Source organism: Patulibacter sp., from assembly GCF_030655195.1.
Lineage (GTDB): Bacteria > Actinomycetota > Thermoleophilia > Solirubrobacterales > Solirubrobacteraceae > Patulibacter.
This window is the reverse complement of sequence record NZ_JAURWA010000136.1, coordinates 73,537-99,178: the sequence shown is the minus strand read 5'-3', so window position 1 is coordinate 99,178 and position 25,642 is coordinate 73,537. Positions and strand designations below refer to the sequence as shown.

Below are 25,642 nucleotides of genomic sequence, written 5' to 3'. Positions count from 1 at the left end.
CGCCGCTCAGAACAGCGAGAGCTGGTCCTCCGGGGGCAGCTTCGCCGCGCCGGCGCGGGTGCCGGGCCGGCGGTCGGCAGCACGGATCGGCGACTCGGCCGGGCCGCCCGACAGCGCCCGGGAGCCCGGGGCGAAGCGACTCGGCCGGGCCGGGCGCTCGGTGCGGACGACGCGGTCGCCCCAGCGCTCACCGACCTGGACGAGCTGTGCCAGCCGCTCGGCCTCGGCGCGCGGCAGGTGCGGGCCGTGGCGGTAGAGCTCGGCGTACAGCTCGACGAGGTCCGGGCGCGCGTCGGCGAGCCACTCGAGGAACACCTCGCGGGTGCTGCCGCGCAGGTGCAGCCCCATGCCGCGCACGCCGATCGCGCCGGCCTCGGAGCACGCCGTCAGCAGCGCCTCGATCTGCGCCGGCGAGTCGTTGATCCCGGGCATGATCGGCGCGGCGAGGACCGCCGTCGGGATACCGATCCGGTTGAGCTCGGCGACCGCCGCCAGTCGGGCGCGGGGGTGGGGCGTGTGCGGCTCCGTGGTGCGCCACGCCTTCGTGTCGAGGCTCGCCACCGAGAGCGCGGCCTCGAACCCGGCGTTGGCCTGGATCTCGAGCATCAGCGCCTGGTCGCGCAGCAGCAGCGGCGACTTCGTCAGCACCGACCCGGGGACCCGCGCGTCCCGGATGGCCTCCCAGATCCCCGGCATCAGGCGGTACTTCGACTCGACCCACTGGTACGGGTCGGTGTTCGTCCCCAACGCCACGGTGTCGCCGTAGGCCGGCGTGCGCGCCCGCTTGGCGAGGTCGACCCGCAGGCGCTCGGGGGCGTTGACCTTGACCACGATCTCCTTCTCGAAGTCGCGGCCGGGGTTGAAGTTCAGGTACTCGTGGGTGGGGCGAGCAAAGCAGTATGTGCAGGCATGCGAGCAACCCCTGTACGGGTTGACCGTCCAGCCGAACGGCAGGTCCGTGCCGGCCGGGACCTTGTTGAGGACCGTCTTGGCCTCGACCTCGTAGAACCGGGTCTCGAGCGCCTCCGGGGCGTTGAAGCGCCGGATCACCGCCGGGTCGGACATGCCGGGGAGGTTGGCCGTCTCGGCGTCCGGGTCTCGGGTCAGGTGGTCCCACCGCATGCGAACAGATGTTCGCATGGCCAGGGGACGGACGACGACACCGCCCAGGCGTCGCGGTCCTACGCAGGCACTTCTCGTGCGGGCGTCGCCCGCGCCGGGCTCAGAACCCCTGCCCGATCATCGGCGTGACCTCGAAGCGCTCCTTCGGGAACCGCTTCTCGGCCTCCTTCCAGAACGCCGCGGGGGAGGCGGCGTCGATCGTCTTCGTCGACGTCCCCCGGGAGATCCACGGCTTGCCGGGTTCGTACTCCGTGACGGTGAACGTGTAGCTCTCCATCGGAGGACCTTCGCAGGCCGGGTGCGCCACGGGGGACCGGGGCGGGCCCTCCGGACCGGGGGAGTACGACGCGGCGGCCATTCCGGGGCGCCCGCTCCGCGGCGTCGCGTCCCCGGCCGGGGACGCGACCCCGGTCCGGCTAGGCCGCCAGCGGGTTGAACCCCGCCGGCAGCTCGAGCCGGTGGGCGCGCATGAAGCCCTCGTCGGCGAGGATCTGCCGCGTCGGGCCGTCCGCGACGACCTGGCCCTGGTCGATGACGACGGCGCGCGGGCAGAGCTCGAGCGCGTAGGGCAGGTCGTGGGTGACGAGGATCGTGGTCGTCGGAAGGCGCCGGATGACGTCGGCGAGCTCGCGCCGGGCGGCGGGGTCGAGGTTCGACGACGGCTCGTCGAGGACCATGAGCTCGGGCTCCATCGCCAGGACGCCCGCGACCGCGGCGCGTCGGCGCTGCCCCAGCGACAGCTGGTGCGGGGCGATGTCGCGCAGCTCCTCCAGGCCGAAGGTCCGCAGCGACGCCAGCACCCGCTCCTCGAGCTCGTCGCCCTTGAGGCCCAGGTTGGCCGGGCCGAACGCGACGTCGGTCCCGATCGACGGCATGAACAGCTGGTCGTCGGGGTCCTGGAAGACCACGCCGACCCGCCGGCGCAGGTCGCGCGCGGTCTTCTTCGTCAGCTCGACGCCGCCGATCCGCACGGAGCCCTGCTGCGGCTGCAGCACGCCGTTGAGGTGCAGCAGCAGCGTCGTCTTGCCCGCGCCGTTGGGGCCCAGCAGCGCGACGCGCTCGCCCTCGCGGATGGTCAGGTGGACGCCGCCCAGCGCCTCGGAGCCGTCGGGGTAGGCGAAGTGCAGGTCGTCGATCCCGACGGCGACCGGGGCGTCCTCCGCGACGCCGCCCGGTCCGCCGACCGCGCCGGTCCGCACGCGCGAGCGGGTGCCGCCGCGGCCCTCGTCGGCCTGGGCGAGGACGAGCTCGGGCGCCTTCTGCGGGGCGCGCGTCGTCCGGCGGTTGCGGCGCTTCCCGCCGGCCGGTCCGTCGCCGTGCGGGGTCAGCGAGATCGGCAGGCCGACCTTCTCCTCGTAGCCCGGCAGCGTCACGCGGTAGACGCAGAGGTCGCAGTTCATCCGGACGTCGCCCTCGTAGCCCTCCCGGTAGCGGTCCAGGGCCACGCGGGCCAGCCGGCGGTCGGCGCCGAGGTGCGGGCCGCCGCGGACCGTCATCTCGGGGTGCTGCTGCGCCCACGCCGCAGCCTGCTCGTAGATCCGGCCGAGCAGGACGCCCGTGAAGAGGAAGAACGGGACGACCGCGATCGTCGTCGCGCCGAGGCGGCGGCAGCGCTCCAGTGCGTCGGGCACGCGGGGCTCGGCGACCGAGATCCACGCGGGCTCCACGATCGGGAGGCCGCGACGGTCCGACAGCAGCCGGCAGAGCTTGGCCAGGTCGCCCGAGGCGTCGGGGTCGCTGGAGCCGCGGCCGACGATGACGACGCCCGAGCTCTCGACGGGCGCGTCGGCGAGGGTGGCGGAGACGCGCTCCTCGGCGACCTCGAGGACCCGCGGGTCGATCGAGAGGTCGCGGCCGAAGCGGAAGCGGACGTGCGGGTGCCGGATGCGCGCGCGGGCCAGCGTCGCGGGCCCGTCGTTCTTCAGGTGGCCGGCGGCGAGGAGGACGATCGGCACCGAGACGATGTCGGTGGCGCCGTCGGCGACGAGCTTGTCGATCGCCTGGTCGGCGGAGGGCTCGGCCAGCTCGATGAAGCCGCCGGCGTGGTGCAGACCCGGGTCGATCTCGCCGACGTGGGCGACGAGGTCCCAGAACTCCTCGACGTGGTCGGCGTCGCGGGAGCCGTGGCCCACGAGGACGAGCGACGGGCGCTCGGGGGAGGGCGTCCCGGCCGTGCCGGCGCGGGCGTCGGTCGGTCGGAGGGCCACCACCCCAGGGTAGACGGCACGGCACCGGACGGACGTCGTGACCGGGCGCGGCGCGGCGCTCGCCGAACCCGCCGCGGGCGTGCGGTCGTCCCGGGGCGACCTGCGGCACGGTCGCGTCGAGGGGGTCATGGCCCCACCCTTGGGGTCCTGGGTGCGGGCTCGGGGCGCACCTAGATTGCGGTCCATGAAGAAGACACCGACCGCCTCCACCACCGCCGACGCCGCCGTCATCGCGATCCGCCACGACCCCGCCGCCGTCGACGCGCCCGACGGCCGCTCCTCCGCGACGACCGAGCCCTCGTCGACGACCCGCCCGGCCCCGGCGGACGCCGCGGAGTGGACCCCCACCGCGGTCGTCGCGCTCGTCGGCTACCGCGCGAACCCCAACCTGCCGTTCGGCGGCGTCCGGACGATGACCGTCGACGAGGGGGTCGTCCGGATCCTCGACCGCGACGGCGCCACGGTCGTCGAGGTCCCCGCCGAGGGCATGACGATCCGGAAGACCCGCATGGGCAACGTCCTCCTGCGCTGGGACGGGGGGAGCGCGTCGATCAACCCGACCACAAACCAGGCGATCATCGGGAAGGGCACGCGGGCCACGTTCCTGCAGGAGCTCGAGTCCCGTGCGGCCGACCGGGACGTCACGGCGATCGGGCCGTCGCAGGAGCACTTCTCGAGCGCCAGCCTCAACCTCAAGCCGATGAAGTCGCTGGCCGCGATCCGCCGGGCGATCATGGAGGGCCTAGAGGAGCACGGCGCGACGTGGGAGGTGCGCGGGGCCTGAGGCGACGGGTCCCGCCCCTCCGGGGCGTCGTCCGCGCCGCGGGTCCGCCCGCCCTGTGGGCCCGCCCCGCCCGCCCCGCCGGCCCGCCCCGGGGGTCTCCGCGCTACCGCCCGACGACCCGCTCGGGGTGGGCGTAGAGCGTCGCCCGGCCCTCGCGCACGAACGCCGCGAGCGTGACGCCGAGGCGCTGCGCCGTCTCGACCGCCAGGCTCGACGGGGCCGAGACCGCGACGAGGATCGGTACGCCGGCCGCAGCGGTCTTCTGGACGAGCTCGAACGACACGCGGCCCGAGAGCACGACGACGTCGTCCTCGCCCGGGTCGGTCCCGGCGAGCAGTCGCGCCCCGAGGGCCTTGTCGAGCGCGTTGTGCCGCCCGACGTCCTCGCGGACGACGAGCGGGGAGCCGTCGGCGCGGAAGACCCCGGCCCCGTGGTTGCCCCCGGTCTCCGCGAAGAGCGACTGCTCCTCCCGCAGCAGGTCGGGCAGGCCCGCGAGGACCGCGGCGTCGATCGAGGTGGTGCCGCCGACGACCGGGACCCGGTCGCAGAGCTCGTCGATCGAGGCGGTCCCGCAGACGCCGCAGCTCGCGGTCGCCATCAGGCTGCGCGCGGCCAGCTCGCGGCGCGGCGGTCGGCGCAGGTGGACGGTGACGACGTTGTACTGCTGGACGTCGACGTCGGTGCAGTACCGGATCTCGGCCAGGTCGCCCGGTCCGGCGATCACGCCCTCGGCACGCAGCAGGCCGGCGGCCAGCTCGAAGTCGTGGCCGGGCGTCCGCATCGTGGCGGTGGTCGCCCCGACGACGCCGTCCGGTCCGGCGACGCGGATCTCGAGCGGCTCCTCGCCGATCAGCCGCTCCGTCGCCTCCCGGCGACCGGCCGCGCTCAGCCGCACGGCGGACGTCCGGGCGACCCGGCGGCGGGTCGAGGTCGACGGGGCCATGCGGTCACGCTACCCGGGAGACGCGGTCGCCCCCGCGGGTCGGGGCGGGAGCCCGTCCCCGGTGCCGACCGACGCACGTGGTCCGCGGGGCGGCGGACCCGGCCGGCCCCTCAGCCCGCCCGGCGGTACGTGATGTGCGTGGCCAACGGCGAGTGCAGCGCCTCGACCGGCTCGAACCCGAAGCTCCCGACGCCGTCGAAGATCCGCTCGCCCGCGCCCAGCAGGACCGGGGCGACGTCGAGGGTGAGCTCGTCGACGACCCCCGCGATCAGCGCCTGGCGGACCGTGGCGGCACCGCCCGCGATGTCCACGCCGCGGTCGCCCGCGGTCTCGCGCGCCAGGGCGTAGGCGGCGTCGAAGCCGTCGGTGACGAAGTGGAAGGTCGTCCCGCCCTCCAGCTCCAGCGGCTCGCGGGCGTGGTGGGTCAGGACGAAGACCGGTGCGTGGTACGGCGGCTCCGGTCCCCACCACCCCTGCCAGTCCTCGTCCCACGGACCGCGGACCGGCCCGAACATGTTGCGGCCCATCACGTAGGCCCCGCGGGGCCGCATCAGCCGGGCGGTCGCGGTCTCGTTCGCCTCGGTGGCGCGCGGGTCGCCCATGTGCCAGCCGTGGATCTCCTTGCCCCGTCTGCCGAGCGGGTCCTCGACGCTCTGGTCCGGCCCGGCGACGAAGCCGTCGAGCGAGATCGACATGTGGCAGGTGGTGTCCGTCATCGGTGGCCCTTCGCGCGTGGTCGGTGGGCGCACGCTACCGCCGGCGGTGCTCCACGTGGTCGCCGTGGGCGATCAGCAGCTCCCGGACGACGTCGGGCGCGAACAGGCCGTGGTCGACGATCCCGGGCGTCGCGTCGAGACGGGCGGCGACCGCGGCCGGGTCGTCGAGGGGGACGGCGAGGTCGGCGAGCACCCCGCCGTCCGCGGTCGGCGGGGCGTCGCGCAGGACCACTCCGGGGAGCCGCTCGACGGTCGAGGCCAGCGCGAAGGGCTGCAGCTCCAGCGGAACGGGCCACGTCAGGCGGTCGACGAGCTTCGATGCGCCGACCACGCACACGAAGCGGTCCGCCGCGCTGATCAGGATCCGCTCCCGGGTGTGGGCGCCGCCGCCGCCCTTGACCGCCCAGCCGTCGGCCGCGACCTCGTCGGCCCCGTCGATCGCCAGGTCGTAGCGGGCCGTGGTGGTGTCGTCGACGAGCGTCAGGCCGGCCGAGGTCGCGGCGAGCGCCGTGGCGGGGGAGGCCGCGGCGAAGCGGGCCCGCGACCCGCGCTCCCCGAGCGCCGCCGCGACGAGTGCGACGGTCGACCCGGACCCCAGCGCGACGAGCTGGTCGTCCGTCACGAGGCCCGCGGCCGAACGGGCGACGGCCTCCTTCTCCCGACGGTCCCGCTGGTCGCTCATCGCGCGGACGATAGACCGGCGCGGCACGGGCCGGTGCGGACGGCCCCGTCGACCCGGGAACGACGCGGTGCCGGCGACCCAGGAGAGCCACCGGCACTGTTCCGACCGGGCCTCACCCGGCGTCGGCGCCCTCTCGTCGTCGGTCCCACCCGAAGGTGCCTCATGGACCGACGCCGGAGGTCGCGCGTCACGTGGAGCCGCCGAATCCCCCGATCTGGGACCCCACGCCGGCGACGATATCCGTCTGCGGTGAACAGCGTCACCGGGATGGACGTTCGTCCGGGAGTCGTCGCGACGCCCGGCCCTCTACCGTCCGCCGCATGCGCACGCCGGAACGCACGGTCATCCAGCTGTCCGATCCCCACCTGGTCGCCGAGGAGAGCGGCGCCGACGTCCGGCTCGCGTTGGCCCTGGACACCGTCCGGATCTCGGGCGTGCGCCCGCTCGCGCTGCTGCTGACGGGCGACCTCAGCGACGACGGCAGCCCGGCGTCCTACGCCCGCCTGCGCGCCGCCGTGGACCCGGTCGCGGAGGGGCTCGGGGCGCCCGTCATCGCGATCCCCGGCAACCACGACCTGGGCGACGCGTTCCGCGAGGGGATCCTGGACGGGGAGCCGCTGCACCGCGCGGTCGAGGTCGACGGGGTCCGGATCGTCGGGCTGGACACCACCGTCCCCGGTCGGCCGCACGGCGAGCTCGGGGCGGGGCAGCTCGAGTGGCTCGACGACGTCCTCGCGAAGCCCGCCGAGCACGGCACCGTGCTGGCGCTCCACCACCCGCCGGTGCCGACGGCCCACCCGCTCCTCGGGCGCATCGGGCTGCGCGATCCCGACCGCCTCGCCCGCGTCGTGAAGGGGACCGACGTGCGGATCATGGTCTGCGGGCACGCCCACGCCGTCGCCGCGGGCATGCTCGCCGGGATCCCGGTGTGGTCGGCGCCGGCGCTGGGCGTCACGAGCGACCCGCTCCCGGAGGAGGGCAGGATGCGCGCCTGGGACGACATCGGCGGGCTCACGCGCATCGACCTCTTCTCGGACGACGTCGTCGCGACGCTCGTCCCGCTCTCCTCGGCGCCGACCGCGGTCTACGACGACCCGATCGCCCAGCGGACCGGGTGGCTGGACGACCTGGAGGCCGGCGACCGCGGCTGACGGCGGGTGCCGCGGCCTCGGCCGTGGCACCGGGTGCCACGGCCCCGGTCTCCAACGGGGCGCGACGCGACGCGGCGCGCTGCGGCCGCGGCCCGGTGGAGGGGCGCCTCAGCGGCGCAGCAGCAGACCGACGACGTCGTCCCGGGAGGCGCGCCACTGCGCCCGGACGCGGTCGGCGGGGTGGCCCAGGAGGATCAGCGACGCGTATCCGCGGGCGGTCGAGACGGCCGTCGTCCACCGGGCGTCGATCGTGGCGTCGTCCAGGGCCGTGCCGCCCAGGAGCTCGCGGCCCATCGCCTGGATCTGCGGGCCGACGGTGCGCTCGCCGTCGGCGATCGCGGCGCGCAGCGCGTCGCTGGACCGGGCGGCCAGGGCGAGCTCGAGCGTGGCCGCGTAGAGCGGCCCGGCGTACTGCTCGAGCGCCAGGTCGAGGGTCCGCGCGATCCGCTCGGCGACCGGGGCGTCGGCGGCGATCCCCTCGCGCAGCTCGGTCATCCGGCGCGCGGCGAGCTCGCTGACCGCCTCGATCAGCAGCTCGTCCTTCGAGGCGAAGTGGTGCTGCTGCGCGCCGCGGGAGACGCCGGCGCGCCGGGCGACCGACGCCGTCGAGAGCGCCCCGTACCCGCGGGCCAGGAGCTCCTCGACGGCGGCGTCCAGCAGTGCGGCGCGGGTGCGGAGGCTCCGCTCCTGCTTGGGCTTGTGGGGGTCGTCCGTCGTCATCGGGGTACCGCCGGCGGTCCTCGCCGACGCGGGTGGCCCGGGCGCCCGGACGGCGGCCAACCCTAGGCCGCGGGCCGGTACACGGTCACGACGGCCGCGCCGCCGAGGCCGATGTTGTGCTGCAGGCCGACCTTCGCGCCGTCGAGCTGCCGGGCGTCCGCCTGCCCGCGGATCTGCCAGCAGAGCTCGGAGCACTGGGCCAGGCCGGTGGCGCCGAGCGGGTGGCCCTTCGAGATCAGGCCGCCCGACGGGTTGACCAGCGGGCCGGAGCCGCCGTAGGTCGTCGCCTGCGCGTCGACGAGCTCATGGCCGTGGCCGACCTCGGCGAAGCCGAGCGCCTCGTAGGTCAGGAGCTCGTTGGCGGAGAAGCAGTCGTGCAGCTCGCAGACGTCGACGTCGGCGGCGGAGACGCCGGCCTCGGCGTAGGCCTGCCTCGCGGCCTCCTGACTCATGTCGAAGCCGACGATCCGCATGCAGTCCGTCTCGTCCCCGAAGGACGACGCGTAGTCGGTGGTCATCGACTGCCCGGCGATCTCGACCGCGTGCGACCACAGGTCGTGCTCGTCGACGAAGCGCTCCGAGGCGACGATCGCGCAGGCCGCGCCGTCGGAGGTCGGGGAGCACTGGAGCTTCGTCAGCGGCTCGTGGATCATCCGCGCGTCCTTGATCTGCTCCAGCGAGTACTCCTGCTGGAATTGCGCGTAGGGGTTGTTCACCGAGTGCTTGTGGTTCTTCCAGCCGATCCACGCGAAGTGCTCGGCCTTCGACCCGTAGCGCTCCATGTGGTCGCGCCCGGCGTTGCCGAACATCTGCGGCGCGAACGGGGACTGCTCGGGCGCGCGGAGGGCCGCCATGGCCTCCATGTGCGGTGCCATCGGGTTGGCGTGGTCGGGGAACTTCATCGAGAGCGAACCGCGCTCCATCTGCTCGAAGCCCAGCGCCATGGCGCAGTCGACCACCCCGTGCTTGACCGCCTGACGGGCGAGGAACAGCGCTGAGGAGCCCGTCGAGCAGTTGTTGTTGACGTTGACGACCGGGATGCCGGTCAGCCCGAGGGTGTAGATCGCGCGCTGCCCCGAGGTCGAGTCGCCGTAGACGTAGCCGACGAACGCCTGCTGGACCGCGTCGTAGGCGACCCCGGCGTCGGCGAGGGCCTTCTCGCCGGCCTCCTTCGCCCACTCGGGGTAGCCGCCCTCCTTGGTCCCGGGCTTGTCGAACGTCGTCATGCCGACGCCGATCACGTACGTGCGGTCGCTGCTCATCGCGGGGTCTTCCTCTCGGGTGCGGGACGAGCGTACCGACTAAACAATCTGCGGTGCTGATTGTATTCTGGTGGGGCGGGCCTCCCAGCGCCGGGTGCGGCCGGGGCGAGCGGGATGGGCTGCAAGGGCGGGGCGGAGGTGCTGGGCTGCCGGTGAGGGACGGACCGGGCGGGCGGCGAGCGCGGCGGTGGGTGATGATCCGTCGATGAACGTCGTCGTCCAGGTCGGTCTCGTGCTCCTCGCCGTCGGGGCGCTCTCCGGCTGGGCCGTGATGCTCAAGGTCGCCTTCCCGGACGTCCTGCGCCGGGCCGGCGTGCAGAGCCCACGCCGGCTCCTGCAGGCCCACATCGACTTCATCGTGATGGGCGTCATCCTGATCGCCGTCGGCACGGCGCTGCCGGATCTGGCCACCTGGAACCGCGTCCTGCTGATCGTCGGCACGATCGTCAACCCGGCCCTGTTCCTCCCGCTGGCGTGGCGCGAGTCGATCGCCGACACCCTCGCCTACCGCGTGGTCACGGTGCTGTCGTTCTCGGCGATGAGCATCGCGACCGTCGGGGCGGCGGTCGCCGGGCTGCAGGCCTGAGGGGCGGCGCGGCCGCCGCCCGGTCAGCCCTGGGGCGCCGCCGGGGTCGGGTCCCCGGCGTGGCGGACGAACGTGAGGCGGCCGTCGGCCCCCGGGCCGGCGCTCGTCTCGGCGGCGAACCCCGCGCGTTCGGCGACCGCGACGGCGGCGGCGTTGTCGGCCTGCGGACGGATCTCGAGCACGGACGTGCCGACCGCGCCGAACGCCCAGCCGTCGAGCAGCCGCACGGCGCGGGTCGCGTGGCCCTGGCCGCGGGAGGCGGGGCCGAGCAGGAACGACACCCGGCCACGCTCGCGCCCCTGGCCCGGGACGACGAGGTCCACGGCACCGAGCAGGACCGCGTCGTGGGCGTCGGTGACGGCGAGGTGGACGCCCCGGCCCGCGAGCCGCTCGGCCTCGGCGAACGCCGCCCGGCCCGCGGCCTGGTGGGTCCGGTAGTCGTGGGGCACCGACGTCCACCGGCGGATCTCGTCGTCGTCGCAGAGGGTCGCCAGGTGCAGGCCGTCGGACGGCCGCCACTGCCGCAGCGCGATCGTGCCGTCGGTGAAGCCCACGGGCGGGACCGGCAGCGCGGCGCCGCGGCGTCCGTCGACGGTCGAGCGGATCCGGTCGGAGAGACGGGCGACGAGGCTCATGCCCTGCATCATGCCCCGAGGACCCGCGGCGTGCACACCCGTGCACGCCGTCGGCGGCCACGGCCTTCAGCCGACGAGCACCCGCGCGGCGACCACCGTGGTCGCCGCGAGCACCGGGAGCGCCAGTGCGCCGGCCCACTGGAGGCGCGTCGCGGGGGCGGTCAGGAGGCCGGCGGGGATGCCGCCGTCCCAGCCGCGGCTGACCATCGCCAGCTGGACGCGCTCGCCACGCTCGAAGCAGCGCACCAGCAGCGTGCCGGCCGAGCGGATCACGGCGCGGGCCTGCCAGATGAACCGCGGGTCGTCGCCGCGGGCGATCCGGGCGGTCCGCATGCGCTGCAGCTCGGCGAGGATCACCTCGACGTAGCGGATCGCGAAGCCGGCGATGGCGGTCATCACCCGCGGGGCGTGCAGGCGCTCGGCCCCGGCGAGGATCGCCGCCGGCGGGGTGCACGCGGCCAGGACGGCCGTGCCGAGCAGGACGAGCGAGGCCTTCGCGACGATCCCGAACGCGAGCCACAGGCCGTCGATCGCCAGCGGCACCCCGAGCACGTGGACCTGCTCGCCGGTCGCGACGAACGGCAGCACCACGACGAAGAGCACGAACGGCACCTCGATCACCAGGCGCCGCAGCAGGTCGCCCGGCGGGATCTGCGCGACGGTCGACGCGGCCATGATCAGGGCGAGGTGCAGCGCGAACGCCCAGACCGCGTGGGTCGGCGTCAGCGCGACCGCCAGGGCGAAGCCGCCGAGCGCGGCGACCTTCGTCTGCGGCGGCAGGCGGTGCAGCGGCGTGTCGAGGCCGAGCAGCTCCTCGTTGCCGCCGTGCGCGGCGCCGCTCACGGCTGGTCGGGGTCGACGGGCATCGGTGCAGGACGGTAGCGGAGCACCCCGTGGGACCCGCTCGTCGGGCGGGGCGTGTCGCCGGACGGCGGGACGCGGCGTCGGGCCGGACCGCCCGCCGGTCGGACGGGCCGACCCGTCCTCAGACGACGACGGGGTGCTCGACCGTCGGCCGCAGCGGCGGGGTGCCCCGCAGGCGGAGCGAGACGACGAAGGCGAGGCCGAGCAGGACCGCGCCCACCAGGACGACCTCGTTCCAGCCGCCGGCGTCCCAGGCGTTGCCGCCCAGCGGACCCGCGATCGACGCGCCCAGGTAGTACGCCAGCAGGTAGAGCGCCGACGCCTGGGCAGGTGCGTGGGCCGCCCGGCGCCCGACCCAGCTCGACGCCACGGAGTGGGCGGCGAAGAAGCCGATGGTCAGGATCGCGATGCCGAGGATGATCAGCGGCAGCGGGCGCAGCAGGGTGATCGCCAGCCCGGCGCCGGCGATCAGCACGCCGACGGGCAGGACCGCGCGGCGGCCGATCCGGTCGGCGAGGCGCCCGGCGACGGCGGAGCTCAGCGAGCCGAGCGGGTAGACGAGGAAGACGGCGGCGATCGCGGTCTCGCCCAGGCCGTAGGGCGCGTCCTCCAGGCGGAAGCTCAGGCCGTTGAAGACCGCGACGAACGTGCCCATCAGCAGCGCGGCCATCGCGTCGAGGCGCAGCTGACCGCGGTCGCGCAGGTGCGCCCGGAGGCTCGTGAGCGTGGCCCGCATCGCGAACGGGTGCGGCGCGAAGTGCCGGGAGCGGGGGACCAGGCGCAGGAAGACCGCGGTGCACGCCAGGCTGATCAGCCCGACGCCGAGCAGCGAGACGCGCCAACCGCCGACGTCCGCGAACGCCCCGCCGACGAGACGTCCGGCCATCCCGCCGATCGCGTTGCCGCCGATGTACAGCCCGATCGAGGCGCCGAGCGACTGCGGGTGGACCTCCTCGACGAGGTAGGCCATCGCCACCGCGGGCAGGCCCGCCAGCGCGACGCCCTGCAGGAAGCGGAGCGCGACGAGGGTCTCGAAGCTCGGGGCCGCCGCCGCGACGATGATCAGGCCCGCCGACCCGACGAGCGACAGCTTCATCACGCGGGTCCGGCCCCAGACGTCCGACAGCCAGCCGGCGGGGAGCAGCGCGACCACGATGCCCAGGCTGGTCGCGGCGAGCGTCAGGCTCGACGTGGCCGGGCTGACGCCGAGCTCGCGCGACAGCAGCGGCAGCAGCGGCTGCGTCGTGTAGAGCAGCGCGAACGTCGCCAGGCCCGCCGCGAACATCGCGATCGACAGCCGCCGGTAGCCGACGGTCCCCCGGCGCAGCCGCAGGTCCTCGTCGGCGGATGGAGGGACGGCGGGCGACACTGTTTGATCGTACAACCTTTTTGGCGGGGGCTCCGTGGCGGGCGGCGTGCGTCACGTGGAGCCGTCGACCCGTCGCCCCCCTACGGCACCGCCCGCCGGCAGTAGCCCAGGAGCTGCGACAGCGCCTCCTCGTCGGGCAGGCGCGCCACGCTGGTCAGCACGGTGTCGGCGTCCTCCAGGCCCAGGCGCCGCTCGAGCGTCAGGCGGGCGGCGAGGCGGGCGGCGGCCACGTCGTAGCGCGGGTCGTCGCGCTCGGCGAGCAGCGACGTGATCTGCGCCGCGGCGCTCAGCGGGACGTCGCCCATCATCCGCGCGGCCTCGAGCGCGCGGTCGGGGTTGCGGGCGCGCAGCGCCATCATCAGCCGATCCTGACCGGGGTCGGGGGTGCGGTTGCCGGCCGGTCTCATGCGAACACACGTTCGCATGCGTCGCGGCGGAAACCAGGGGTCGCCGGACGCGGTTCCCGCACGTTGCGGGAAGTTCTTCGACGGGCCGCCCCGAGGTCGGGCGCCGACCGGGCCGCGGGTCAGGAGCGCACGCCGCGGAGGACGAGGCGCGCGAGCTCCTCGTAGGCCTCCGCGTCGCGCAGCCCGGTCGTGCGCTGCACGTCGCCGGACTGGATCCGCTGCATGGTGTTCGCGACGGTGTCGGCGACGAACGCGGCGTGGACCTCGCGGAAGTCGCCCGAGGCGACGCCCTCGTCGATCAGCTCGTGGACCCGGCCGGCGGCGATCTTCGTGTTGCGGGCGTAGGCCCGGCGTGCGGTGGGGTGCGCGGCGACGTCGGCGATGAAGGCGGCCGACGCGGGCCGCAGGGCGTCGGCGACGGCGGACAGGTAGGCGGCGACCTTCGCCTCGGAGCCTTCGGCGTCGGCGGTCGCGCGCTCGACCTCGCTCGTCGCGGCGCGGAAGAAGCGGACGACGGCGTTGCCGACGAGCTGCTCCTTGCTCTCGCCCAGGGCGTAGAGCGTGCTCTTCGAGCAGTGCAGCCGCTGGGTCAGGTCGCCGAGGGTGAAGCGCCGGAAGCCCTCGGCCAGGAACAGCGCGACGAGCTGGTCGGCGAGCTCCTCGTGACGGTCGCTGAGGACGGCGGACACGGGGAGAGCCTACGACAGACCGGCGCGCCTCCGGGAAGGCGGGCGCGGATACGGGGGATATCCCCCGACGGCCGGTCCGGCGTCCGCGGCGGCCCGCCCGCCGCACCGCCGGAGGTCGGGCCGCGGGGTGCGCGCCCGGGGGCCGGTCCCCGAGGTCGTTCAGTCCCGCGACGAGGCCGCAGCGACGGCGAGCAGCCCGCCCAGCGTGCCGGCGTTGGTGACGAAGGCCTGGCGCTTGGCGCGGCGCGGCTTCTCCTCGGTCTCGCGCCAGAAGCCGTGCAGCGTGTAGGTGAAGCCGACGAGACAGCCGGCCAGCGTCAGGGCGCTCGTGCGCGGCCGGACGCCGACCGCCATCGCGGTGCCGGCGGCGATCATCGTCGCCGAGGTGACGGGGACGACCCGGCCGGCCTGGGGCACCCCGACCCGCTCGGACATGCCGACCAGGCCCGCCGGGCTCTTCAGGGCCTGCACGCCGCCGGTGACGAAGCCGTAGGCGAGGAGGGGCCGGGCGAGCACGACGAGGGAGCGCATCGGTCCACTGTGACGGGTGCGCCGGGATCCGTGTCCTTCGGGGCCGCGCGGCGGGACGGGTACGTTCGGAGGGAACCACACGAGGAGGAACCCCCCATGAAGGCGATCGTCGTCCACGAGCCCGGCGGCCCCGAGGTGCTCAAGGCGGAGGACCGCCCGGATCCCGTGCCGGGACCCGGCCAGGTCGTCGTGCGGCTGGCCGCCGCGAACGTCAACCCGACCGACCTGGGTGCGCGGCAGGGGCTCTACCCGCCCGGCTTCGGCATCGAGGGCCCGCCGTACGTGCTGGGCTGGGACCTGGCCGGCACGGTCGTCGCGGTGGGCGAGGGCGTCGCCGACGGGCCGGCCGCGGGCGCGACCGGCGCCACGTCGCCCCTGGCCCAGGACGACGAGGACCTGACGACCACGCCGGCGGACGGCGACCCCGAGCCGGCCGCGCTGGCCGCCGACGCCGACCCGGGCACGCCGGCGTTCGGCCCCGGTGACGAGGTCGTCGGCATGATCCCGTGGTACGCCGCCGGCGCGCAGTACGGCGCCTACCAGGAGCTCGTGCTGCTCGAGGCGCGCTGGCTCGTGCGCCGCCCGGAGACGCTCTCGGCGGTCGACGCGTCGACGGTCCCGCTCAACGCCCTGACGGCCGAGCAGTGCATCGGTCACCTCGGTGCGCCGGAGGGCTCCGAGGTCCTGATCACCGGCGCGTCGGGCGCGGTCGGGTCCTTCGCGGTGCAGCTCGCCGTCGCCCAGGGCCTGCGCGTCGTGGCCCAGGCCGGCACGGACGACGAGGACTGGGTCCGCGAGCTCGGCGCCGCCCGCGTCCTGCCGCGCGACGCCGACCTGGCGTCCGTGGGCACGTTCACCTGGGTGCTCGACCTGGTGCCGCTCGGCGAGGCGGTCTTCCCGGCCGTCGCCGACGGCGGCACGATCGTCACGACCCGCCCGATCAAGGCCGAGCCGGGGCGCGAGATCGCCCAGCGGCCGATGCTGATCGAGGAGGACACCGCCAACCTCGAGCGGCTGATCGAGGGCGTCGCCACCGGTGGGCTGCTGACGCGCGTCAGCCACACGCTGCCGCTGTCGGACGCCGCGGAGGCCCACCGCACGGTCGAGGAGCCCGGCCGCCGCGGCAAGATCGTCCTCGTCCCGTAGGCGACGAGCTACCCCTCGTCGTCCTCGATCGGCTCGACCGAGATCGCCAGCAGCCGGGCGCGGTCGAGGACGTCGGGCGGGACCGTCGCGCGGTGCTCCCCGACGCCGAGGGCCGGCCACTCGCAGACGAGGGTGACCGGTCCGTCGTCGGGACCGGGGGAGACGACGACGGCGGACGTCGACACGGTCGGGGTGCCGCTGCCGCCCCGCATCCGCCAGCTCAGGCGGTCGGGGTCCCGCTCGTCGTCGTCGACCTCGTCGTCGTCCTCCCACGGCAGGTTCGTGGCCGAGCGGCCGTCCGCGTAGGCGACGCCCAGGCGCAGGAACTCGTCGGGCAGCGGTCCGTCGCGGGCGACCTCGCGCAGCGCGAGCTGGTCGGCCGCCGGACCGGTCGGGACGCGGCGCGCGATCGTGTGCCACGTGACCCCGAGCGCGTCCTCGCTCACGGTCAGCGTGGCGATCACGGTGACCAGCGGCGTGGCGGCGACGACGATCGGCTCGGGGACGGCCCCGGGCACCGTGTGGCCCTCGAAGCGCGCGTAGGCCTGCCACGCCTCGTCGTGCTCCTCGGTGCGCGGCTCGGGCGGCTCGGTCGGGAAGAAGCCCATCGTCCGAGGGTACGACCGCCGCGCGTCGCCCGGATGGGAGCGGGCGATCGCGCGTGGCCGGCGTCAGTCGGCCGGGACCGGCTCGCGCGTGGCCGCCCGGACGGTGACCGGGATGCCGTTGAGGACCGCGGTCCCCGAGAGCGGGTCGACCTGGGAGTCGTCCGTCAGCACGTTGGAGTTCGTGCCGGGACGCAGCCCCGCGACGGCGAGCCGGGCGCCGTCGGCGTCGTGACCCCAGCCGTGCGGGAGCGAGACGACGCCGGGGCGGATCGCGTCGGTCAGCTCGGCGGGCGCCTGCACCTCGCCGGCCCGGGAGGCGATCGTCACCGTCGCGCCGTCGACGATCCCCAGCCGTGCCGCGTCGTCGGGGTGCAGCTGCAGGGTGCACGGCTCGGGGCCGCCGGTCAGCAGCGGCAGGTTGTGCATCCACGAGTTGTTCGAGCGCAGGTGACGGCGGCCGACGAGGACGAGCGCGTCGTGGTCGACGGGCTCGTCGAGGGTCGCCAGGAGGCGCGGCAGGTCGTCGAGGAACGCCTCGGGCGCCAGCTCGATCGAGCCGCTGGGCGTGCGCAGCGCATCGGGCAGCGACGGCCGCAGGGCGCCGAGGTCGACCCCGTGCGGGGCGGCCTCCAGCGCGGCGAGGGTCAGGCCGTGATCGCGGATCGCCGCGAGCGTCGTGTCGACGTCGTGGCGCTCCGCGGCGGCCGGGACGGCCTCCGGGGAGGGGTCGACCCCGGCCGGCTCGGGCGACGGCACGTAGCCGTCGGCCAGACCGTGCCCGTACGGCCCCGTGCGGAGCATGAGGTCGATCAGCCGGGCCGGTCCGACGCGGGGCGTCCCGGCGGCGTCCACGAGCGCGTCGACGATCTCCTCGGGCTCGCGGCCGGCGACGGGCGAGGTGGCGACGGAGGCCTCGCGGCGCGCGGCCTCCAGCGCGATGAAGCGGTCGACCGCGGCGACGTCCGCCCGCGGGCCCTGGCCCGTGACGACGCCGACGAGGCGCAGGAGGATCTCCCACTCGTCGAGCGCGCCGTCGTCCATCGGCAGCACCGGCGGCGACCAGTTGGCGACGTTGCGGACCGCCAGGCGCGTGAAGACGACGTCGTAGTGCGCGCGCTGCAGCACCGACGGGGGCGGCAGCACGACGTGGGCGTGGCGGGTCGTCTCGTTGCGGTAGATGTCGACGCAGATCAGCGCGTCGAGCCCGGCCAGCGCGGCGTCGAGCCGGTCGGAGTCCGGGGCCGAGCGCGCGGGGTTGCCCGCGACGGTGATCAGCGCCCGGATCTGGCCCTCGCCCGGGGTCTCGATCTCGTCGGTCATCGTCGAGGTCGGCAGCTCGCCCATCGCCTCGGGCAGCGACCGGACGCGGCTGTGCCAGCGTCCGGTGCGCATGCCGCTCCCGCGGCCGGGCTCGCCGCGCGTGTGCGCCGCGCCGGTGGCGGGCGTGGTCAGGAGCGCGCCGCCGGGTCGGTCGAGGTTGCCGGTCAGCACGTTCAGGACGTCGACCAGCCACGAGGTGACGGTGCCGAACGGGACGGTGCAGGTGCCGATGCGCCCGTAGACCGCGGCCGTCGGGGCGGTGGCCAGGTCGCGCGCCAGGCGCCGGATGTCGGCGGCCGGCACGCCGCAGTGCTCGGCGACGCGCTCGGGCGCGAACGGGCGTGCGGCGTCCTCCACCTCGGCGATCCCGTCGGTGAAGGCGGCCAGCCGACCCGGGCGCGTCAACCCCTCGTCGAAGAGCACGTGGACCATCGCGATCAGGAGCAGCGCGTCGCCCCCGGGGCGGATCCGGACGTGCTCGTCGGCCTCCTCGGCGGTGCGGGTGCGCCGCGGGTCCACCACGACGACCCGTCCCCCGCGGGCCCGGATCGCCCGCAGCCGGCCGCGGGCGTTGGGCGCGGTCATCAGGCTGCCGTTGGACGCCAGCGGGTTGGCCCCGAGGATCAGCAGGTGCTCGGTGCGGTCCAGGTCGGGGATCGGGATCGAGAGCGCCGTCCCGAACATGGCGCCGACCGAGACGTGCTTGGGCATCTGGTCCAGCGTCGAGGCGCTGAAGACGTTCTTCGAGCGCAGCGCCTTGGCCAGCACCGGGGCGTAGATCGTGGCGCCCGGCGCGTGGGCGACGGGGTTGCCGAGGTAGATGCCGCAGGCGTCGCGGCCGTGCTCCTCGAGCAGCGGCGTGAGCAGCCGGTCGACCTCGGCGAAGGCCTCGTCCCAGGTGCACTCCACGAGCCGGTCGCCGCGGCGGATCAACGGCTGGCGCAGCCGGTCGGGATCGTCGTGCAGCTCGGTGACCGCGACGCCCTTCGGGCAGAGGAACCCGTGGGAGAAGACGTCGCGCCGGTCGCCGCGGACCTTCGTCGCCCTCCCGTCCTCGACGGTCAGCTCGAGGCCACAGGTGGCCTCGCAGAGCGGGCAGGTCCGGTACGCGGTGCGCTGGGTCATGAGGGGGCCGGGGCGCCGCGGGAGGGAGGGCGGGCGCCCGGCGGGCGCCAGCCTACTCCCGGGTCCCGCGGTCGTCCACGGCCGTGGACGGCGCGGCAGAAGACGACAGTGGTTCGAGCCATCAGAGGCGGGCCAGCCACTAGATTCGTTGGATGGGGAGAAAGGTTCTGTCGCAATGGCAATACAAGGTCGCCGCGACACACCGTTTGATGGATGCCGCGAAACTCTGCAGCGAGAAGCGCTGGGCTGGGACGGTGTATCTGTCCGGGTACGGCATCGAATGCATGTTGAAAGCCGAATTGGCCCAAGAACTGGCCGCGATCGGCGGCTGGAAGAAACACACCGACAGCACTTTGTTCGAAGCCATGTGGATTCACGATCTTGTAGTGATCGCAGCCGCTCTGGCGTATCCCGATCAGCTCGCTGATGAAATAAAGGACTTCTCGAAGATGTGGAAAGTCTCGCTGCGGTACTCAACCAGGCCAGTTCCAAGGCCTACTGCGGAGCTTCGTCTCGCTCAGGCGGAGTCAATTGCGAAGCAGATTGGATACCGCTTGACATGAAGCCCAACGTATTCCTTGTTCGCGAATTTGAGAAGCGGCTGTCCGAGCTGCTCGGCGGTGACGCGGAGATTGAGATCACACCGTCGAGGCGCGGGACAAAGCTGAACGTTTGGATCGTGGCCCCGAACGCCTCGGAAGTCTTCGACGAGGTCCTGGCCTCGTCTCCGGGGCAACTCGAGGACTATTTGGACAGCGTTCAGGTCTTCGACGACCCTGCCGACGCCGCAAGGTGGGGCGCGCGTCTTGGGGACGCCATCCAGGCGCGCCCGGACTGGCTTTCGCGGGTGAATGGTCCACATCGCGAGGTGGCCGAGGAACCGGGTACCGACGCGGGGGGTCCAGTTGTCGTCACGTTCTACTCATTCCGAGGGGGAGTGGGGCGGAGCACCGCATTGGCCCACACGGCGGCTGTTCTGGCGGCGCGGGGACGCCGAGTTGTTGTTTTGGACGCCGATCTCGAAGCCCCGGGCATTCACCACGCCTTCGGCGTTGCAGGCTCCACCGAGACAAGTTCGAAGCCGCTGGTCGAGCTGCTCGCTCACGTGCAGCGCGGGGGAGGGCTAAACGAAAGGGACGTGCGGGACTACGTCGTGGCGGTCCCGCAATTCGAGAACCTCTACGTTCTACCCGCCGGAGAGCCTGATGCAGAATACCTATCCAAGCTCGATGAGCTGAACGTCCACAGCTGGACCCTGAGCGACAGGAATCCGGTCCGGATGGTTGTGGATCACGTTCTTGGATCGCAGCTGGATCCAGACGTGGTGATAATTGATTCGAGGACGGGTTACACCGACACGAACGCACCGTTTGTCCTTGGGGCCAGCGATCACGTTGTGATCGTGTTCTTCCCTTCAGATCAATCACGCGCGGGGACCCGGCTGGTCTCAGAGACGCTGGCGACCGCGACAGCGAGGCGTGGTGGACCGATGAGACTCCACTTTGTGGCTTCGCCGATGCCCTCCGGGCCTGGGGTGACCGAGAACGCCGCCCTGGTCGAACGGGCAAAGAGCTGGGCGACGGAGTGGGTCTCGCAGGACGAGGGCGATGTCTCTGACATCGATTTCGGTTCTGTTTCCTACTCGGAAGCCGTGGCGCAAGCTGACCAAATCAGCGAGGACGCCGCGGTCTTGGCGCCGTACGTGGACATTGCGGATTGGCTGGATCCAGTCGACTCAGTCCCGGGCTCAGTTGGTGACGTCGTCGCCATCCGGAAGAAGTTGAGGTTCACGGCGGGCAACAGCGACGTGGTCGAGGAAGACGTCGGCAACCTGTTTGTCCGCACTGACGATGCCGAGAAGGTCCTCGATTCGCGGTTGCTGCTCGTGGAGGGAAGGAAAGGAACGGGAAAGACGACGCTTTTCCGGTGGCTACTTGATGAGCGGGGCGCCGTGGCGGTGACGGCCCCCGAGAGCTTGCGAACTCAGTCGTGGTGGCCGGCCCGTGAGGCCTGGGCGAGCCTGGCCGAGTTCGACCCCGATTTCAAGGTGTCATGGCCGTTGTTGATCGCTCTCCGAGCGGTGGAGCACGAGAACGATCAGGGCGGCGTCGGTTTCGGCGACGTGGAAAACGTGCTGCGCGAGGTGCAGGCCGGCGGTGTCCCGGGTTTCGTAGACGCCGTTCGGCATTTCGCGTCTGAGCCGGAACCGTCTCTACGGGCATTGGCGATCATGGCGGAAACGCTTGACGCGCTTCCAGTTGATCGGCGTCTGATCTTCGACGGCCTCGACACTGCGTTCGGGTACGGGCCGAGCGATCGAAAGCTGCGCGATCGTGCCATCGGTTCGCTCCTACCGTTGCTCATGGACCGCGAGGCCAGTCTGCAGCGCGCAACGTTCACGGTTTTCCTTCGGACCGACATTGTCAGGTCGATCTCCTTCGTCAACCAGTCGCACCTCTTCGGGCGTCGACTCACTCTCAGTTGGGAGAAAGACGAGTACCTCAAGACCGTCCTGAAGCAAGCTCTTCAGACGTCGAGTGTCTTCGCCAAGAGCACGGGGACTAAGCCTGAGGATGTCGACACGCTGTCGGGCGACGCGACTTTGGTGCTCTGGTATGCACTCGTAGGTGTCCGAGTCCGCGGTAAGCAGACCGCCTTCACTGACCGGTGGGTCTGGTCCAGGCTCGCGGACGGCAATGGTGATCACTCGCCGAGGCATCTCGCTCAGCTCTTTCGGGTCTTGGCGGACCGTGCTCGGTCTCGTCCGGCGGACGACGCCGCGCCGTTGCGTGCCCGGGACTTCGCGGACGTGCTCAGCGAGGTTGTCTCGCAAGAAGCGCTTACAGCGGTACGTGACGAGTTCGCCAGCGAGGTCGACCAGGTCATGCCGGTCTTCCGGGCCCTTGAGCAATCGCCGTTCACCCGCGACGAGTGGCTGGCGGCCGACGGTGATCCTGGGCAGCTCGAAGTCGCCCAGCTCATGGGGTTGGTTGCCGCACATCCTCGAGACCGGGAAAGGCTGGTCGTCCCGGAGCTATACCGCTATGCCCTGAAGGTCAGTCGGAAAGGCCCTGCTTAGCCGAGGGGCAGGTCAAGGCGTCCCCTCCATCTGCTCTGCCCCGTTCGGTCCCGGAACTTCCTCTTTGAGCGGCCCCGGTCGCCCCTTCTACGTCCCATCCTTCTTTAATTACTCGAGGCCGAAAGGTGGTTGGGCCCGCGAGGTGCCGGGGTTCGGACGCGGCCGCCCTTACAGGAACGTGTTCAGGACGTAGTCGAAGCTGCGCCGCTTCACGCCGCGCGGGTCGATCAGACCGGAGTCCCACGAGCCGTTGCGCGTGCCGGGGACCCAGTTCGCGTGCGGCTCGGACTGCAGCTGGTAGACGTAGCCGCGCTGGATCTGCGACCGGTACTTCGTGGCGATGGTGCGCAGGTAGCGGGTGGCGTCGTACTGGTACTTCTCGCGGGCGCCGTCGCTCGTCGCCTTCTTGCGCTGGGCGAGGAACGGGCTGCCCTTCTCGGACGACGCCTTGCGGCTGTAGACGCCCCCGGACTCCGTGATCCAGACCTTCGAGCCGCGGACGGCCGGCGAGCGCAGGAACCGTGCCGTCTCGGTCGTCGTCCGGTCGTTGACGTCGTGGTAGTTGTTGATGCCCCAGAGGCCGACCTTCGTGCCCGCGCCCTTGGCCACGCGCGCGGCGTAGGCGGCGGTCGTCGCGCCGTTCTCCAGGTGCAGGTCGCCGGCGAGCAGGTTGCAGCCCGAGCAGCTCCGCAGGTCCTTCTTCACGGCCTTGTAGAGCTTGCCGAGCGCCTCGGGCCTGCTCTTGAACGGCCCGGTGAGGTTCGGCTCGTTGAAGAGCGAGAAGTCCTTGACGAACGGGTAGGCCGCGCGGAAGCGCTTGAACTCGGTGCGGTAGGCCGACGACGAGATCGACCGCTTGAGCGCCGAGGAGTTCGAGGCGGTGACCCAGAACGTGACGAGCGGGCGGACGCCGGCGGCCCGGGCGGCCGTCATCCACGCGTCGACCTGCTCGGCGTAGAACTTCCGCGAGGCGTCGTTCCGGTACTTGAGCGCGTCGAACCGCATCGTGTACCGCGCGGTCCTCATCCCGGCGTCCTTCAGCTGCGTGAAGGCGGGGTTGGTGAACGTCGTGGGCTTCTGGTCCGCGATGCCCCACGTCGTCGCACCGGCGGGTGCGGCGAGCGTGGCGGTGGCCAGGGCGGCCGTCGCGCCGGCGAGCAGCAGGCGGCGTGATCGGCGGCGGGGCGTGGTGTCGGTCATCGAGGGTCTCCTGCGGGCGGGCGTCGGGTCTGGCGGGCGCGGATCATCTTGGCGGGTCGCCGCGCGTCATGTGGCGATCGAGGACCGATCGCCCCACCGGGGTGGGGGTACCGTCGACCGGTCCGTCACGTCCGTCATCGACCGTTCGAGGGTCCGCCATGAGCTCGTTCTTCGACCTGCCGCCCGCCGAGCCCGAGCAGGCGCCTCCTCCGCACCCCCGGTACCGGTCGAAGCCGTGGCACGGCCCGCCGCCCGCGGTGGTCCCCGCGATCGTCGCCGTCGAGCGGGTGCTCGCCCGCACGGACGAGGTCGCCGTCGCCGTCCCGTCCGTGGAGGTGTACCCCGAGGGGCTCCGGTTCGAGATCGTCGCCTTCGCACGTCCGCAGGCCGAGCACCGTCCCGACTCCGGGCTCGATCCGATGCTCTTCCACCACCGGCACGTCCCCGGTGCGGTGCCCGACGAGGTGCTGCGGATCGGGGTGGCGTTCGCCGACGGGCGACGGGCGACGAACCTCGAGACGGAGCGGGGCCCGGGCGATCCTCCCGCCTCGGGCATCGTCCTGCGCGGGGCGGGCGGCGGCGGCAACGAGGGGCGCTACGCCCAGGAGCTCTGGGTCTGGCCGGTCCCCGACGAGGGCCCGCTGACGATCGTCTGCGAGTGGCCGGCGCACGGCATTCCGGTCACCCGCCTGGACGTCGACGGCGACGTGCTCCGCGACGCCGCGCGGCGGGCCCAGGTCGTCTTCTCGGAGGACCACCTGCCCGCGGTGCCGGAGCCGGACCCCGGCGACCGCGGCTGGTCGGCCTACGTGCCGCGGGGCTGACCGGCGCCGGTGGGTGGGCCCGCGCGGGAACCCGGACCCGGTCGGTCGCGACGTCAGGCCGCCGCCGGCGCGGGGGCGGGGCGGTCCAGCACGGACCACGCCAGCGTCGCGGTCACCAGGACCGCGGCCGCCGCGAGCGCCGTGGCCATCCCCGGACCCAGGACGAGCAGCCCGCCCAGCAGCGCGCCGGCGAACATCGCGGCGACGGACAGGAGCCGCCGCGCCGTCCGGACCGGACGGCCGCCGGCCGCCGCGGAGTCCGCGCCCAGCCCGGTGACCGTCATCGTCAGGACGGTCGTCGTCATGTCGGCGACGCCGAGCTTGCGCACCACGGCGTTGCGCACCCCCATCGCGAGCGACAGGACGGCGACGACCGCGTAGCCCCGCCCGTCGATCGTCCCGACCGACAGGCCGACCGCGAGGGCGGCCGCGACGGCGATCAGCACCGCCTCGACGGACATGGCGCCGTGCAGGCGGCGACGGGGATCGTCCCCGGACCGGACGTGGAGGCGGCCGCCGAGCACGGCGCCGGCGGCGAACGCGGCCAGCGCGACCGCGGCGCCGGCCACGGAGAGTCCCTGGCCGCCGGAGAGCCCGAAGCCGAGGAACACGACGTTGCCGGTCATGTTCGCCGTGAAGACGTGCCCGAGGCCGAGGAAGCTGACCGCGTCGACCATGCCGGTCGCGACGGTCAGGGCCACGAGCACCGGCACCAGGGGCTCGCCGGGCGGCCTGCGCATCAGACGCGCTCGGCGGCCCAGGAGGCGAACGTCCGCCAGGGCACCTCGGGGTAGCGCGCCCGGACCGCGGCGACGTCGATGCCGTAGCCCTCGCCGGCGAGGAACGCGTACATCGCGCCGAGGTCGGCGCTCCGGGCCCGCACCTCGGCGAGCGGCTGCTCCTCGTAGGACGCGTGCAGCGCGGCGGCCATCTGCGCCGGGGTGGGTGCGTCGCCCGCGACCTCGACGCGGACGCCGAGGTGCTCGTCGCGCCGGGCCAGGACGGCCGCGACGACCGCGGCCAGGTCCGCCAGCGCGACCTGGTGCAGCGGGACGTCGGCGGGCAGCGGCATCGCGAGCCGGCCGGACTCCGCGGCGGCACGCGCGGCCCCGGCGACGTTCTCGTAGAAGTAGCTCGGGGCGACGACGGTCCACGGCACGCTCGACGCGGCCAGCCGTCGCTCGATCCTCGCCTTGCTGACGAAGTGCGGGACGTCCGCGCGGTCCGCCGCGGCGACGGACGCGAGCACGAGCCACGGCAGGCCGGCCTGCTCGGCGGCGGCGACGATCGCCTCGCCCTGGGCGACCTCGGCCTCCGGGCCGTCGCCGAACGGCGTGGTCACGGCGTAGACCGCGTCGACGCCGGCGAAGGCCGCGGCCAGCGACGCGGGGTCGGACAGGTCGCCGCGGCGCAGCTCGACGCCGAGCTCGGCCAGCGCGGTCGCCTTCGGCGCGGCGGGGTCGCGGACGAGCGCCGCCACGGGCCGGTCCCCGCGGTCGAGGACGCCCCGCAGGACGGCGCCGCCCTGGGTGCCGGTGGCACCGGTGACCAGCACGGTCCCCGCGGCGCTCACGACGTCGCCGCGCGGCGGTCGGTGGTGGTGGGGACGGTGTGCGGGTGCAGCGGCATGGGGGTGCTCCGGGTCGGGGTCCCCACCATACGCCGAGATGGT

At 73.7% G+C, this 25,642-nt stretch carries 26 protein-coding genes and 1 pseudogene; 7 read left to right on the top strand and 20 right to left on the bottom strand.

The annotated features are described in order from the left end of the window. Positions 1-6 precede the first annotated feature (6 nt). From Q7T67_RS15540 to Q7T67_RS21255, 4 genes and pseudogenes are all read right to left on the bottom strand, one after another. Positions 7-1,122 carry a radical SAM protein gene (locus Q7T67_RS15540; protein ID WP_304791570.1) on the bottom strand — a complete coding sequence of 372 codons (1,116 nt, stop codon included), beginning with the start codon at positions 1,120-1,122 and terminating at the stop codon, positions 7-9. A gap of 100 nt (positions 1,123-1,222) precedes the next feature. Then, entirely contained in the window at positions 1,223-1,399 is a 177-nt protein-coding gene (locus tag Q7T67_RS15535) for a hypothetical protein (RefSeq protein WP_304791567.1), read from the bottom strand. A 139-nt stretch (positions 1,400-1,538) separates the two neighbouring features. Next, positions 1,539-2,258 (bottom strand): energy-coupling factor ABC transporter ATP-binding protein, encoded by a 720-nt coding sequence (locus Q7T67_RS21260; RefSeq protein WP_370695408.1) that lies wholly within the window; start codon positions 2,256-2,258, stop codon positions 1,539-1,541. A 318-nt stretch (positions 2,259-2,576) separates the two neighbouring features. Next, positions 2,577-3,458: pseudogene (locus tag Q7T67_RS21255) on the bottom strand (sirohydrochlorin chelatase); the annotation flags it as partial. A gap of 55 nt (positions 3,459-3,513) precedes the next feature. Between Q7T67_RS21255 and Q7T67_RS15525 the strand changes: the two are divergent. Further along, positions 3,514-4,113, top strand: a complete 600-nt coding sequence (locus Q7T67_RS15525) for a hypothetical protein (protein ID WP_304791560.1) — start codon at positions 3,514-3,516, stop codon at positions 4,111-4,113. A 103-nt stretch (positions 4,114-4,216) separates the two neighbouring features. On the opposite strand, the gene fdhD is transcribed toward Q7T67_RS15525, so the two are convergent. The 3 genes from fdhD to rpiA all read right to left on the bottom strand — a co-directional run bounded on the left by fdhD (position 4,217) and on the right by rpiA (position 6,454). Then, positions 4,217-5,056: a formate dehydrogenase accessory sulfurtransferase FdhD gene (gene fdhD / locus Q7T67_RS15520; protein WP_304791557.1), complete on the bottom strand. Its 840-nt coding sequence runs from the start codon at positions 5,054-5,056 to the stop codon at positions 4,217-4,219. Positions 5,057-5,166: 110 nt separating this feature from the next. Beyond that, positions 5,167-5,772, bottom strand: coding sequence for a dihydrofolate reductase family protein (locus Q7T67_RS15515; RefSeq protein ID WP_304791554.1), 606 nt, complete (start codon positions 5,770-5,772; stop codon positions 5,167-5,169). A 34-nt stretch (positions 5,773-5,806) separates the two neighbouring features. Further along, entirely contained in the window at positions 5,807-6,454 is a 648-nt protein-coding gene (rpiA, locus tag Q7T67_RS15510; RefSeq protein WP_304791551.1) for a ribose 5-phosphate isomerase A, read from the bottom strand. 320 nt (positions 6,455-6,774) lie between these two features. Between rpiA and Q7T67_RS15505 the strand changes: the two genes are divergently transcribed. After that, positions 6,775-7,605 (top strand): metallophosphoesterase, encoded by an 831-nt coding sequence (locus Q7T67_RS15505; protein ID WP_304791548.1) that lies wholly within the window; start codon positions 6,775-6,777, stop codon positions 7,603-7,605. Between the two features lie 108 nt (positions 7,606-7,713). Here the strand turns inward: Q7T67_RS15505 and Q7T67_RS15500 are convergent, their stop codons facing one another. Beyond that, the gene (locus Q7T67_RS15500) at positions 7,714-8,325 is read right to left on the bottom strand and encodes a TetR/AcrR family transcriptional regulator (RefSeq protein ID WP_304791544.1); all 612 of its coding nucleotides are present in this window, start codon (positions 8,323-8,325) and stop codon (positions 7,714-7,716) included. A gap of 62 nt (positions 8,326-8,387) precedes the next feature. After that, positions 8,388-9,587 carry a lipid-transfer protein gene (locus Q7T67_RS15495; RefSeq protein WP_304791541.1) on the bottom strand — a complete coding sequence of 400 codons (1,200 nt, stop codon included), beginning with the start codon at positions 9,585-9,587 and terminating at the stop codon, positions 8,388-8,390. A gap of 205 nt (positions 9,588-9,792) precedes the next feature. Here Q7T67_RS15495 and Q7T67_RS15490 point away from each other — a divergent pair, with 205 nt between their 5' ends. Continuing rightward, positions 9,793-10,173, top strand: a complete 381-nt coding sequence (locus Q7T67_RS15490) for a hypothetical protein (RefSeq protein WP_304791538.1) — start codon at positions 9,793-9,795, stop codon at positions 10,171-10,173. A gap of 23 nt (positions 10,174-10,196) precedes the next feature. On the opposite strand, the gene Q7T67_RS15485 is transcribed toward Q7T67_RS15490, so the two are convergent. The 6 genes from Q7T67_RS15485 to Q7T67_RS15460 form a co-directional block, all read right to left on the bottom strand. Beyond that, entirely contained in the window at positions 10,197-10,808 is a 612-nt protein-coding gene (locus Q7T67_RS15485) for a GNAT family N-acetyltransferase (protein ID WP_304791536.1), read from the bottom strand. Positions 10,809-10,874: 66 nt separating this feature from the next. Next, a complete protein-coding gene (gene cbiQ, locus Q7T67_RS15480) occupies positions 10,875-11,651 on the bottom strand; it encodes a cobalt ECF transporter T component CbiQ (protein WP_304791533.1) in 777 nt (258 codons plus the stop codon). Positions 11,652-11,793: 142 nt separating this feature from the next. Then, positions 11,794-13,041, bottom strand: a complete 1,248-nt coding sequence (locus Q7T67_RS15475) for an MFS transporter (protein ID WP_304791530.1) — start codon at positions 13,039-13,041, stop codon at positions 11,794-11,796. Positions 13,042-13,121: 80 nt separating this feature from the next. Continuing rightward, entirely contained in the window at positions 13,122-13,448 is a 327-nt protein-coding gene (locus tag Q7T67_RS15470; RefSeq protein ID WP_304791527.1) for a hypothetical protein, read from the bottom strand. A 119-nt stretch (positions 13,449-13,567) separates the two neighbouring features. Next, complete coding sequence (locus Q7T67_RS15465) at positions 13,568-14,137, bottom strand: TetR/AcrR family transcriptional regulator (protein ID WP_304791523.1); 570 nt, start codon at positions 14,135-14,137, stop codon at positions 13,568-13,570. A gap of 159 nt (positions 14,138-14,296) precedes the next feature. After that, positions 14,297-14,668: a DoxX family protein gene (locus Q7T67_RS15460; protein WP_304791520.1), complete on the bottom strand. Its 372-nt coding sequence runs from the start codon at positions 14,666-14,668 to the stop codon at positions 14,297-14,299. A gap of 96 nt (positions 14,669-14,764) precedes the next feature. Here Q7T67_RS15460 and Q7T67_RS15455 point away from each other — a divergent pair, with 96 nt between their 5' ends. Further along, positions 14,765-15,814: an NADP-dependent oxidoreductase gene (locus Q7T67_RS15455; RefSeq protein WP_304791517.1), complete on the top strand. Its 1,050-nt coding sequence runs from the start codon at positions 14,765-14,767 to the stop codon at positions 15,812-15,814. A gap of 8 nt (positions 15,815-15,822) precedes the next feature. Here the strand turns inward: Q7T67_RS15455 and Q7T67_RS15450 are convergent, their stop codons facing one another. Then, complete coding sequence (locus tag Q7T67_RS15450; protein ID WP_304791514.1) at positions 15,823-16,422, bottom strand: hypothetical protein; 600 nt, start codon at positions 16,420-16,422, stop codon at positions 15,823-15,825. A gap of 63 nt (positions 16,423-16,485) precedes the next feature. Then, a complete protein-coding gene (locus Q7T67_RS15445) occupies positions 16,486-18,867 on the bottom strand; it encodes a molybdopterin-dependent oxidoreductase (RefSeq protein WP_304791510.1) in 2,382 nt (793 codons plus the stop codon). 152 nt (positions 18,868-19,019) lie between these two features. Here Q7T67_RS15445 and Q7T67_RS15440 point away from each other — a divergent pair, with 152 nt between their 5' ends. Together Q7T67_RS15440 and Q7T67_RS15435 are read left to right on the top strand one after the other, a co-directional pair. After that, entirely contained in the window at positions 19,020-19,430 is a 411-nt protein-coding gene (locus Q7T67_RS15440; protein ID WP_304791507.1) for a hypothetical protein, read from the top strand. After that, positions 19,427-21,946, top strand: a complete 2,520-nt coding sequence (locus Q7T67_RS15435) for a P-loop ATPase, Sll1717 family (protein WP_304791504.1) — start codon at positions 19,427-19,429, stop codon at positions 21,944-21,946. The genes Q7T67_RS15440 and Q7T67_RS15435 overlap by 4 nt, the downstream gene beginning before the upstream one ends. A 168-nt stretch (positions 21,947-22,114) precedes the next feature. On the opposite strand, the gene Q7T67_RS15430 is transcribed toward Q7T67_RS15435, so the two are convergent. Next, positions 22,115-23,146, bottom strand: coding sequence for a hypothetical protein (locus Q7T67_RS15430; RefSeq protein ID WP_304791501.1), 1,032 nt, complete (start codon positions 23,144-23,146; stop codon positions 22,115-22,117). 158 nt (positions 23,147-23,304) lie between these two features. On the opposite strand from Q7T67_RS15430, the gene Q7T67_RS15425 reads away from it, so the two are divergent. Beyond that, positions 23,305-23,970 (top strand): hypothetical protein, encoded by a 666-nt coding sequence (locus tag Q7T67_RS15425; RefSeq protein ID WP_304791498.1) that lies wholly within the window; start codon positions 23,305-23,307, stop codon positions 23,968-23,970. 53 nt (positions 23,971-24,023) lie between these two features. On the opposite strand, the gene Q7T67_RS15420 is transcribed toward Q7T67_RS15425, so the two are convergent. Continuing rightward, positions 24,024-24,710 (bottom strand): YoaK family protein, encoded by a 687-nt coding sequence (locus Q7T67_RS15420; protein ID WP_304791495.1) that lies wholly within the window; start codon positions 24,708-24,710, stop codon positions 24,024-24,026. Continuing rightward, a complete protein-coding gene (locus tag Q7T67_RS15415) occupies positions 24,710-25,543 on the bottom strand; it encodes an NmrA family NAD(P)-binding protein (RefSeq protein ID WP_304791493.1) in 834 nt (277 codons plus the stop codon). Before Q7T67_RS15415 ends, Q7T67_RS15420 begins: the two co-directional genes overlap by 1 nt. Positions 25,544-25,642 lie beyond the last annotated feature (99 nt).